The 11,968-nt window shown below is 59.7% G+C and carries 7 protein-coding genes and 2 pseudogenes; 6 read left to right on the top strand and 3 right to left on the bottom strand.

Translation table 11 applies throughout. From position 1 onward, the window contains the following. The first annotated feature begins 2 nt into the window (after positions 1 to 2). The 3 genes from HJB84_RS20740 (at position 3) to HJB84_RS20730 (ending at position 1,507) form a co-directional block, all read left to right on the top strand. Positions 3 to 563: a slr1658 superfamily regulator gene (locus HJB84_RS20740; RefSeq protein WP_207580961.1), complete on the top strand. Its 561-nt coding sequence runs from the start codon at positions 3 to 5 to the stop codon at positions 561 to 563. A 7-nt stretch (positions 564 to 570) separates the two neighbouring features. After that, positions 571 to 909 carry a slr1659 superfamily regulator gene (locus HJB84_RS20735; RefSeq protein WP_207580962.1) on the top strand — a complete coding sequence of 113 codons (339 nt, stop codon included), beginning with the start codon at positions 571 to 573 and terminating at the stop codon, positions 907 to 909. 172 nt (positions 910 to 1,081) lie between these two features. Next, a complete protein-coding gene (locus HJB84_RS20730; RefSeq protein ID WP_207580963.1) occupies positions 1,082 to 1,507 on the top strand; it encodes a pyridoxamine 5'-phosphate oxidase family protein in 426 nt (141 codons plus the stop codon). Between the two features lie 335 nt (positions 1,508 to 1,842). Here the strand turns inward: HJB84_RS20730 and HJB84_RS20720 are convergent, their stop codons facing one another. Continuing rightward, entirely contained in the window at positions 1,843 to 2,778 is a 936-nt protein-coding gene (locus tag HJB84_RS20720) for a LysR family transcriptional regulator (RefSeq protein WP_207580964.1), read from the bottom strand. Positions 2,779 to 2,933: 155 nt separating this feature from the next. Between HJB84_RS20720 and HJB84_RS20715 the strand changes: the two genes are divergently transcribed. Both HJB84_RS20715 and HJB84_RS20710 read left to right on the top strand, forming a co-directional pair. Continuing rightward, positions 2,934 to 4,625 (top strand): GMC family oxidoreductase, encoded by a 1,692-nt coding sequence (locus HJB84_RS20715; protein ID WP_221116749.1) that lies wholly within the window; start codon positions 2,934 to 2,936, stop codon positions 4,623 to 4,625. Positions 4,626 to 4,653: 28 nt separating this feature from the next. Then, positions 4,654 to 7,166, top strand: a pseudogene (locus HJB84_RS20710) (CoA transferase). A 364-nt stretch (positions 7,167 to 7,530) separates the two neighbouring features. Here HJB84_RS20710 and HJB84_RS34130 read toward each other — a convergent pair. Next, positions 7,531 to 7,656, bottom strand: a pseudogene (locus HJB84_RS34130) (hypothetical protein); the annotation flags it as partial. Positions 7,657 to 7,861: 205 nt separating this feature from the next. Here HJB84_RS34130 and HJB84_RS20700 point away from each other — a divergent pair. Next, positions 7,862 to 8,521: a hypothetical protein gene (locus HJB84_RS20700; protein WP_221116748.1), complete on the top strand. Its 660-nt coding sequence runs from the start codon at positions 7,862 to 7,864 to the stop codon at positions 8,519 to 8,521. A gap of 381 nt (positions 8,522 to 8,902) precedes the next feature. Here the strand turns inward: HJB84_RS20700 and HJB84_RS20695 are convergent, their stop codons facing one another. After that, positions 8,903 to 11,686 (bottom strand): EAL domain-containing protein, encoded by a 2,784-nt coding sequence (locus tag HJB84_RS20695; RefSeq protein WP_221116747.1) that lies wholly within the window; start codon positions 11,684 to 11,686, stop codon positions 8,903 to 8,905. Positions 11,687 to 11,968: the final 282 nt, after the last annotated feature.

The following is an 11,968-nucleotide window of genomic DNA, read 5'->3' as shown; positions in this document are numbered from 1 at the left end:
ACATGAGGCCAACGGTATACGGCAGCGAATCCTTGGCCGGCATAAGTCTGGATTCGGGCACGCGCCTGACCTTAACGGATGGCCCCCTTCAGCTTGGATGGAAACACTCCGGAATGACGTCGGACTTCATAGCGGAGGTTATGGCTCTGCGGTATTCGGGCTCGAAGAAGGGCTACGTGCAGGCGCATCACGACATCGGATACCTCAGCAACGAACTGATCGAAAACGCCGTGAAGTTTCGACAGCCTGGTGAGATCCTTATTGAAGCCGGCATATTCGACGGATCATTTTTGATAAGGGTGCAGAACACGATCGATGGCGTGACATCCTCTCGCTTTCAGCAGCTATTGCATCGCCTCCAATCGAGGGACCCCGGAGAACTTCTTCTTGAGCAAATCGAAACCAACGCCATATCAACAGCAAGCGGTTCCGGATTGGGGTTACTCACACTTCTGAGCGATTACGACGCAAAAATGGCATGGGCATTCGAAGAAAGTGAAGGTGAGCGTATCATACTGACGACGACTGCAGCCGTGGCGATGCCGCCCTCCTCCAATCCGTGAGCGAAGAATGGAAATCAGCGACGAAAACTTCCGCGTATGGGCGGAACAAAACGAAGTATATTTCGATGGGGTATTTCGGCTGGCAGGACCGGACGCCTATGCGCCCATCTACTCATTGATAACAGGCCTGCTCCACGAGGGGCACAAACAGGTGACCTTCAACCTGACCGGTCTCGAGTTCCTCAATTCCTCCGGCATAAATCTCCTGGCCAAGTTGACCATTGAAGCCAGAAAGATGGGCGACCTGCTGCTCGTCGTCAAAGGCACCCACCAATATCCTTGGCAAGCGAAATCTCTGCCGAATCTCAAAAAGCTGCATCCGCTTCTCGATTTGCGATTGGCATGATCCTCCTTCGGCGAAGGCTCACCGTAAACGGTGTTTAGCCGGCATCTTCCAGATCGCCGCATGGTTGACGCTGACCTTGACACCCTCCATTGCTGTGTCCCGCTGCGTTGGGAGGGGAGCGCGTATTCGCATCCTGCCGGTAACTCTCCCAGCCATCCACGAGGATGAAGCGATGGACGACATTCAATCCAAACGAATGATTCTCGAATTCCTGAGGAAGCACTCGTTGGCTGTGATCGCGACATCTGATCGAAATGGCACGCCTGAAGCTGCGGCCATCGACTTTTCCGTTCGGGACAACCTTGAAATCGTGTTCGATACCTTTGAACACACTCGCAAATTTGCAAATATTTCGGAGCAGAGCAGCGTCGCACTCGTCGTCGGCTGGGACGACAATATTTCGGTTCAGTATGAGGGCGATGCCATGAAGGTTTTCGCTTCCGATATTGAGAGATACCAGGAAGCGCATCTTAAAAGCGTTCCAGTTGAGAGAGAATTTGTCGAGAAGGGTGCGGTGATATTTAGGGTCAACCCTCGTTGGATACGATATTCGGATTTCACTAAAGAACCTCCAGAGGTTATCGAGGTTCACTTCTGAAGGCTGACCGATCCTCTTCACCCCTTGCTCCGCAATCGGCGCAAGTCCCGTGCGGGTGATCACCAGTTTGCGACGCGTGTGCCCAATAATAGGCCAGCCGAATGTCCGGCCCGAATCTCAAAAAGCTGCATCCGCTTCTCGATTTGCGCTTGGCGTGAATTGAGCCGAGGGAGGAAGAGGTGGCATCCACGCCCAATCCTCCGCTCATTGGGAGTAGCATAAGGCGCTGTCGTGCTCGCACCTTGACCACATGCTTTGTTATTTCGAAGGTTGCCCCTCCCAGGGGGACGGCGGGTTTGCGCCAATTGCGAACTTAGGGCTCTCTCCAACGGCAGCTACAGGTCACTCCGCCAGAGGCGATCCATCATATCGAATGCGAGCGCGACGTTCGGGTCGGAACGACGCGGGAGCAGGCATGCGAAGCCCAAAGTGGTCTGCAGCTCGACCCTGTCGGCAATGACCAGGCCGTTGGTCTGTCGCTCATCGAGGGCGATGGATTCGCGGCACAAGCTGAGACCCAGGCCCGTTCGCACCATGGCCAGCATCGAAGTCTCCTGGTCAACTAGCGCGACGACATTCTGCTTGAGATTGAGGCTGCCGAGCTTCTTGGCCAACAATCGGTGGTGAACCGATGCCGGCGGCGTGCCGATCCACGGCAGTTCGGCAAGCTCCTTCCAGTCCTTCCCTGCGACGAGGCTGGCAAAGGCCGGCGGTGCCACGACACGATAGGTCAGATGCGAAATTGGACGGATGAAGAACTGCGCGTCAGACGCCGCATCCTGGACCTGGGTGCTTGATCCGTAGTCATCGAGATCACCAAGGAAAAACCCGACATCCAGCTCGTTGCGTTTCAAACCGATCGCCACTTCTCCACTCATTCCCTGGCGAAGCTCGGTTTCAATTCCCGGGCCGCTTTCGACCAATGCCTGCAGGAATGCACCAAGACGGGTAAATTCCGGATCGATGATCGTGCCGATCCTGAGCTTGCCGCGAAGTTGCGCCGTGAGGTGCCTGGCGGTCTGGCTGAACTCCATGACCGAGGCGATAACCTGCTCCCCTTTGGTGGCGAGCAACGCGCCATCGCGTGTCAGTTCGAGCCCGCTCGCCGTTCGCCGGAATAACGTCAGCCCGACATCGTCAGCAAGGCGCTTCAACTGGAGGCTAATCGCCGGCTGTGTGAGATGCAGAAGCTCCGCGGCGCGGGTGACGTTGCCTTCCCGGGCAACAGTGACGAATGCGCGCAGCAGCTTCAGGTCCAGATGATCCGCCATATAAAATTCTCTTATAATTGATTGTCGCATTTATCATTGGATTGTGCCTTTGGACAACGTTTATATGCTGCCAGGAGGATGATCATGTCCAAGGAATTTGATCCAGCTTATAATCGGAGCGCCGTTCCATTCGGCTCTGCGGGGACGCCGGCGTGATGACCACCGGCTCCCCGACAGATGCACACATCTACGATTACATCATCGTCGGCGCTGGCTCGGCCGGGTGCCTGCTGGCCAACCGGCTGAGCCGCGACCTTTCCAAGCGCGTGCTGCTCATCGAGGCAGGGAAGAAGGACAACTACCCCTGGATTCACATCCCCGTCGGCTATCTCTATTGCATCGGCAATCCGCGCACCGATTGGCTCTACAAGACTGAACCGGAAGCCGGCCTCAACGGGCGTTCCCTGCGTTATCCGCGCGGCAAAACGCTCGGGGGCTGCTCGTCGATCAACGGCATGATCTACATGCGCGGCCAGTCGCGCGATTATGATAGCTGGGCCGCTCAAACGGGTGACAGCGAATGGTCCTGGGAAAAATCGCTGCCGGATTTCAAGGCGCACGAGGACCATTACCGCCTCGATGGAGGTGCTGATCCTGTCACGGGTGACAATAGCCGATTTTCCGACATGCATGGCCATGGTGGCGAATGGCGGATCGAGAAGCAACGTCTCAGATGGGACATCCTCGAATCCTTCGCCGACGCAGCGGTGCAGGCTGGCATCCCACGTTCGTCCGACTTCAACAGCGGCGACAATGAAGGCGTCGGCTATTTCGAGGTCAACCAGAAATCCGGATGGCGCTGGAATACGTCGAAGGCTTTTCTTCGCCCGATCCGCAATCGCCGCAACCTGTCGATCTGGACAGAAGCCGAAGTCGACAAGCTGATCGTCGAGACGGCTCCCGATGGGCGCAAACGTTGCGTCGGCCTATCTCTCTATCGCCGGAACCAACGCATGTCCGTTCGGGCCGAGCGCGAAGTCATCCTCTCGGCCGGGGCTATCGGCACGCCGCAGATCATGCAGTTGTCAGGCATCGGTCCGGCGGAAGTGCTGAAGGCGGCAGACATCGAAGTCAAACAAGATCTCCCCGGCGTCGGCCAGAACCTGCAGGACCACCTGCAAATCCGCGCCGTGTTCAAGGTCAGTGACGTAAAGACGCTGAACACGCTGGCAAACAGCCTGATCGGCAAGGCCAGGATCGGTCTTGAATATGCCATCAAGCGCAGCGGACCAATGAGCATGTCGCCCTCACAACTCGGGGCTTTCACGCGCTCCGACCCCGGCCGAGCGCATGCCAATCTCGAATATCACGTTCAGCCGCTCAGCCTCGACGCCTTCGGCGAACCCTTGCATGCGGTTCCGGCGTTCACGGCAAGTGTCTGCAATCTCAATCCTTCAAGTCGCGGCAGTGTTCAGGTCCGTTCCAATCGCCGTGGTGAAGCGCCTGCGATCGCACCGAACTATCTGAGCACGGATGAGGACCGCAGGATCGCCGCAGACAGTATCCGCCAGATCAGGTCGATCGTCAGCCAGCCGGCGCTTGCGAGATACCAGCCTGTCGAGTGGAAGCCGGGGGTCGAATTCCAGAGCGATGGCGATCTGGCAAAGCTGGCCGGCGACATTGCCAACACCATCTTTCATCCCGTCGGGACCGCGAGAATGGGCCGCGATGACGATAATATGGCCGTGGTCGACAGCCGGCTGCGCGTCCGGGGTATCGATGGCCTCAGGGTCGTCGATGCCAGCGTGATGCCGACCATCACCAGCGGAAATACCAGCGCCCCGACGATGATGATCGCCGAGAAGGCAGCCGGCTGGATCATCAGCGACGCGCAAAAGCGCGCCTAAGAACAAGAGCATTTCGGAGGATCACACAATGACATCGATTTCGCGTTCCGCATTGCCGCTCTCGGGCGTTCGGGTCGTTGACTTCGGCCAGTATATCGCCGGCCCGGCCGTTGCCATGATCCTTGGCGATCTCGGTGCGACCGTCGTGCATATCGATCCACCATCGGGTCCGCTCTGGGACAATCCGGCCAACGCGATCCTCAACCGCAACAAGCTGATCGTGGCGATCGACCTGAAGACCAAGGCTGGAGCGGAAGAGGCCAATGCGTTGGTCGCCGAGGCCGACATCGTCATCGAGAATTTCCGGCCGGGCGTCTTGGCCCGGCTCGGCATCGACTTCGAAGCGTTGCGCGCGGCCCGGCCGGAAATGATCAGCGTCTCGATCCCCGGCTTTGCTTCGAACGATCGGTTGCGCCGCGACTGGCGGGCCTTTGAGACCGTCATTGCCGCTTCTTCCGGCGTATTCACCGACATGGGCCTGAACCGAGTACTGATGGGTATCAATCCGTCCTTTTCGCCCCTGCCGCTGGCATCCGCCTACGGCACCATGCTGGCGGCTTCCGCCGCGGTCTTTGCCCTGCAGTCGCGCGAGAAGACCGGCCATGGCGATCACATCGAGGTTCCGCTCGCCGCCGCAGTCATGGAGGGCCTGTCCTATAATTCGATCAAGATCGACGATTACCCTGTGCGCTACCAGACCCAGCGCGAACAGGAGATCGAGCGCCGCCGCACCGAAGGCCTGCCGATGGACATGTCCTATGACGACCTTCAGGAATTCCTCGATCCGTTCTATCGCAGCTTCCTGTGCAGCGATGGCCGGATGTTCTACGTCGTTTGCCCGAGCCACAAGAACCACGCCAAGCGCTGCCTGCAGACGCTTGGCATCTATGACGAACTGGTCGAGGAAGGACTTCGCGAGGAAGAGGATACCTATCTCCCCGTCGCCGCATGGTCATCCGACGTCTCGCTCGGTGTCTATCCATTGCCAAAATTCTGGGCCGACAAGATCGCCGGCCGAATGAAGCAAATCTTCCTGACAAAGACTTCAGCCGAATGGGAGCGCGTGTTCGGTGAGGGCCTGTTCCCCGGTGCGCCGCAGCGATGGCTGCAGGAATGGATCGCCGGCGACCATGCCAAGGCGGCGGGACTGATGATCGAGGTCGAAGACCCCGTTCTTGGCAGCATGACCCAGCCGGGACCGATGGCCTGGCTGCAGGAAAGCGCCGAGGCCATGCTCAGCCCAGCGCCGCGCGCCTGGGGAAGCGTTGCCGACGCATTGGCAAAACTGCGGACGATAAAGGCCCCAGAATTGCCTTTGCCGGCAGTAGGTCCTGCTGGCGGATGGCTGGATGGCGTCAAAGTCCTCGATCTTTGCAACGTCATCGCCGGACCGCATTCTGTCGCCTATCTCGCCCGCTTCGGCGCGGAGGTCATCAAGATCGATCCGGCCAAGCCACTCTACGACTGCTGGAACACGGTGATCTTCGGCATGTCGCATATGCGCGGCAAACAATCCGCACTGCTGAATATCAGCTCGCCTGATGGACGGGTCGCTTTCGAAAAGCTGGTGAAGTCCGTAGACGTCGTCGTCTGGAACGCGACCGACCGGCAGGTCAACGCCATGGGCCTCGACGTTGAGGGCTTGAAGGCCCTCAATCCACAGGCGATCTTCTGCCAGCTCGATTGCTTCGGGGCGTCCGCACCGGACCGCGCACCAACTATCTCGGCTATGACGACCTAGTGCAGGCAGCAACCGGCATCATGCTGCGGTTCGGCGGTTCGATGCAGACGCCCGAGGAACACGCTCATGTCGGCACGATCGATGTCATGTGCGGCTTTGGTGCAGCGCTCGGCGTGGCCGCAGCGCTCTACCAGAAGTCAAGAACCGGCGTCATCGGACGTCCCAGGACTTCGCTTTCAGCACTGACGGGTTTGGCGCAGATTCCATTCTGCTATGACTATGAGGGCCGCAGGCCGTTCGACGAGCCTTCAGGACGCGCGACGAGAGGGTTCAATGCGCTCGCGCGGGTCTACGAGACGCAGGATGGCGGCTCGATTCTCTTGGCCGCAACTGAAGACGACCTCCCCGGGTTCTCGGGCGTACAGGGATTGACGCGCTTGCCTCTGCTGGCTCCAGGCGACCGTGAGACTTATCTGACCGATGCGTTCGCCACCCGACCCGCCGAAACCTGGCATCAGCGCCTTATCGCCGCTGGCATCGGCGTATCGCTCTGCGATAATATCGAGAGCATCCGGAGCCGCAGTGCGCGCGTTGCCGACGGCACGCCGGGGACGGACCGCGGCAGTTATTCGTTCTCGATCTTCCCCGATCATCCCAGCGGTCACACAGTGACACAACTTGATCCGCTCGCCGTGAGGTCGACGCAGGCGACGGTAACTTCGTTGGCTCCCGCCGAAAAATACGGAGCGTCGACGGCAAAGGTATTGTCGGAGGTGGGCTACAGCGAAAGCGAGATAGAGATGTTGATCACGTCGGGATCGGCCAGCGTCTCATGGAGCCATGAATACCTGCCGAGCTAAACGCGTCGGAAGTCTCAACTGCCGATGGCTGACACGCGTTCCATTGGCGGGCCTAACCGCATACGTTGATGGTTCATCCCATCCCCTATTCTCCTTGGGTTGCCCCGGTCGCAAGCTCTGACACAATCCGCGCCTTGACCTCATCCGGCCATTGGCGATGCACCTCACGTCGGCTCCGCCGCGTCGTTAGAACCTCCAACGTAGTCTCATGGAGAAACTCCTTGTCACTCGTCCATGGAATGTCGATCAAAGATCAAGCGACAGAAGACAACGTGGGCCGACAACATCGGGTACGGTGTAGCACATACCTCCTTTCCCTCTCGATCCTCGTTTCGAACCACCAGATTGGCCGCGACGATGGCCGCTAGCACGCCAGCGTTCGCCACGATGACAGGTGGTGGTTCGGCTTCAGGCCGTAGCGATCAGCCACATCTTGCACCGTCACGCCCGGACGCAGGCCCCCCGAGGCAGTCCTTGCCTTGATCTCATCGGGCCATTGGCGATGTCCCTACAGACTATAGCGGCCAGGACAGCAAAGAAACGAAACGTTAAGCAATTCAGGCCGTGTAGGACCATAGCCGGGGCTATGCACTGGACCTCGGTCCGATGTGCGATGCGCGATCACCGTCTAATCTTTCATATCTGCTCACGTCGTGCCCTGCACGGCTCCTGACGGTCTGATACGGAGAACAACGATGCGGATAGCAACCTTAGCGTCCCTGGCCGTGCTTTCGCTGGCGCTTGCAGCAAGCCCGTTAACGATTGCCGGGCTCGACTCGGCCGCACTGGCAAAGGACGGCGGAAACGGCGGCGGCAATGGTGGTGGAAATGGCGGAGGCAATGGCGGCGGTCATGGCGGCGGCAATGGAAACAGCGGCAGCCATGGCAGCGGCAACCAAGGCAGCGGTTCGACCCACGGCAACTCCAACTCTCAAGGCGTGAGAGGCAAATCTGGCGAGGCGGCGGGCAAGTCCAAGTCCGCGAAAGCAGGCGAGACTAAAACCAGCACCAAAGAAAAGAACCTGTCGGCGCAGCTTGCAGGCCTTAACTCCTTGAAGCGGAACTACAGGGCGTTGATGCACACATCGGACCCACGCATGACTGCCATTTCGGCCTATGCCGTGGCTTATGCCCAGTATGAACTCGACAATGGAATCGAGCCCGCAGCCGATGACCCTTTGTTGGGGGATGAGGCGCTCGAGGATGCATTGGCTTCGGCAACGAAAACCGGTCAGGTCAGCCCCGCCGTTCTGGACGAAGCCAAGACCATTCTCGGTGTTGGCGACGCGAATGGAAAGATCGATCAAATCCGCACCTCGCTTGAGAACGCCGCTCCGGCGACTCTCGATGAATAGCCGCTAGTGAGGTGCAGGCGGTGCGAAGCGCCCAGTGGTGGCGCTCCGCACTAAACTACGAGAGCATTTCCGTCTTTGTCTAAGTAGCGGAAATGCTCTATTTTTTTGAGCAATTTCGGGTGTAGAACACGGTCTGAGACCTCCGCGAGGGCTGCCCCTCATCCGGCTGCCGCCACCGACCGGGGTCGAGCCACGCGTCTCGACCCGTCCCTTCGGACCCCCGTAAACGGGGCGAAGGGGCCTCTCAGTTCCCCTCCCACCTCTCGCAGGGCACGTCCCCTCGCCCCGTTTACGGGGAGAGGGTTAGGGTGAGAGGCAGTTATCGGTGCGAACCGGACAGGCGTCTGTCAAACCCAAAATCCTGTCCCTCCGGACGCCGCTTCAAGCCGCCCTCTCAACCGCCGGCTCGCCCATCGCCTGGGGCTTTCCGAGTAAATAACCCTGCGCCTCGTCGCACTGTTCTTCCAAGAGCGTGTCGAGCTGCGCCTGCGTTTCCACGCCTTCGGCCAGCACCGGCACCTCCAGGCTGCGGCCGAGTGCCAGGATGGCTCTGACGATCGCCTTTGACTGGGGGCTGGTTTCGACCTCGGCCATGAAGCTCTTGTCGAGTTTGATCTTGTCGAAGGGAAAGGAGCGTAGCGTCTCCAGCGACGAATAGCCGGTGCCGAAGTCGTCGATTGCGATCGACACGCCGAGCGCCTTGATCTGCCGCATCGTCCGCAAGGCCTTGTCCTTGTCGACGATGATCGAGCTTTCGGTGATTTCGATTTCGAGACGCCGGGCATTCAGACCGGTTTCCGAGAGGATGTCTGATATGACGGCCGCCATATCGGAATGGCCGAGCTGGATCGGCGACAGGTTGACGGCGATTTTGTAGCTGTTGTTCCAGCTCGCCGCCTCCCGGCACGCTTCCCGCAGCACCCATTCGCCGATCGGCAGGATCGCGCCGCATTCCTCGGCCAGGCCGATGAAATCCATCGGCGGGATGTTGCCGCGTTCGTGATGCCGCCAGCGCAGCAGAACCTCGTAGCCGGTGATCTCGCCCGTTCGCACCGATTTCTGCACCTGATAGTGCAGATGCAGCTGGCTGCGATCAATCGAGGCCCAGAGGTCCTTGGCGAGCGAGCGGCGGCGGCGCGCATGCTCGTCCATGGCAGCCTCGTAGAAGCAGACCCTCTGCAGCAAGGATTGTTTGGCGCGGTACATCGCAAGGTCGGCATTGGCGAGAAGCCCGTCGACGCTTGCGGCGTCGCTCGGATAGATCGCCACGCCGAGGCTGGCGCCGGTCTTGATCTCGAAGCCGTCGATGGAAACCGTCCCCGCGAGCGCGCCTTCCAGCCGCGCGATGAAATCGTGCAGGGCGCTCAGCTCATCGAAGCGCTTGGTCGCGGCGAACTCGTCTCCTCCGAACCGGGCGATGAACTCGCCCTCCTGCCGCGCCTCGTCGAGACGCCGCGCCAGCTCGACGAGCACCTTGTCGCCGGTGCCGTGCCCGTGCTGATCGTTGATCTCCTTGAACTTGTCGAGGTCGATGCCGATGACGGCGACGTTGCCCCTCACCCGGTCGGCGATCATCATTTCCTCAGAGACGCTCTCGCCGAACTGCAGCCGGTTCGGCATGCCGGTCAGGCCGTCATGCTTGGCAAGGAAGGCGACCTGCTCCTCGGATTTCAGGCGATCGGTGATGTCTTCGAAGGTGACGACCCAGCCGCCATTGGGCAGCATGTTGACGTTCTGCTGGATGGATATGCCGCTCGGATATTTGTGAACCGCGCTGCCGGCGCCTGATCTGATCAGTGCCATGTTCCTGATATAATGCGCCTCGGCCTGCACGGATGCCTCTGCGGCATCCTCCGCATGGGCGGAATAGCCGACGTCGACGATCTGTTGGTAGCCCATGCCGGGACGCACCGATCCTTCGGGAAACCGGAAGATCTCGAGATAGCGCTTGTTGCAAAGCACCAGGCGCTCGTCCCTGTCGAACATGCAGATGCCTTGCCCCATATTCTCGAGCGCGACGTCGAGATTGCGGGTGATCTCCTCGATCCGGTCGGCATCCGCCTTCTGCTTGCTGGTGTCCTTGGTAATCTTCACATAGCCGATCAGTTGGCCGGTCTCGTCATAGATCGCGTCAATGACGACATGAGCCCAGAAGGAGGAGCCGTCCTTGCGATAACGCCACCCCTGGGCCTCGAACTTACCTTCAGTGCGGGCGGTCTGAAGCGCCTGCTGCGGCAGGCCTTTGCGGCGGTCTTCCTCCGAATAGAACAATGAGAAATCCTTGCCGACGATCTCATCGGCTCTATAGCCCTTGGCGCGCTCCGCGCCGGCATTCCAATTGCTGACCTTTCCATCCGGATCGAGCATATAGATCGCGTAATCGGTCACCCCCTGCACCAGGAGCTTGAAGTTGCGCTCCGCCCTGGCGGTCTTGGCCTGCCAACGCACGGCGAAAATAGCGGCCGCAAACCCGGCCGCCAGCAGCGAAAAAGTGACGGCGGCGATCGTCACCGCCATCAGTGCCGGTGAAAGAAGCGTGGCGGGATCGAGCGCGGTGATGCCCGGAATGACCGTCACCCCTGCCATTGCGGTGAAATGCAGGGCGACGACGCCGAGCGTCAGCAAAACCGTCGGCACCAGCCTGCCGAAAGTCGACCGGCCGCTCCGGCCGGCAAATCGAAAGGCAGCGATCGAAAAGGCAACGCCGAGAACGACCGAGGCCGTCACGTAGCCCGCATTCCACGAGATCTCACCGGGGAATTCGATGGCCAGCATGCCGGTGAAATGCATAGACCAGATACCCACGCCGAAGAGCACGCCCGCCAGGACGTTCGCCACCCATCTGTCATAGGCGATCTTGGCGGCAACCGCCGCCGTCGTCGCCACGATCGCGACCAGCAGCGAGACCAGCGTCAATCCGGCATGGTAACCGACGACGACGCCGGAATCGTATGCCAGCATGGCGATGAAATGCGTGGCCCAGATGCCAAAACCGCCCGCCGCCCCCGCCGTCACCAGCCACACCCAGCGAACCGCGCCCTCGGACAATGTCGCCCGATTGAGCAGAACGAGCGTGCAATGGCTTGCGAGAAAGCAGATCAAACCCGCAAGCCCGACCAGCGTGAGATCATGCTGCTCGGTGATGCACGTCAGAACGGTAAACATGGAATAGGCCCTCGATTTGAGGGGCACGTTAAGCAGTGGGCGCTTAAGGAAGGTTGAAATGGGTAGGGCGGATGGGTGGCAAATGAGGCTGTTCGGGCGGGTTGTTCGGTGGGTTGTGAGATTAGCGTTTACGGTGGGTGTCTGGGTATGGTGAATGAATTGGTGCGGTGGGGATCGAAGTGCTCATCGTAACGTTCGAGCTTCTCACCCCCGAGTCACAGCAACCTCAAACGGACATGCGTGCTGAAATACGCTTGTGCCCATAGATGCATCTGGCGATAT

This window comes from Rhizobium sp. NZLR1b (assembly GCF_019685155.1).
Taxonomy (GTDB): Bacteria; Pseudomonadota; Alphaproteobacteria; order Rhizobiales; family Rhizobiaceae; genus Rhizobium.
This window is presented reverse-complemented; position numbering and strand designations above follow the sequence as displayed.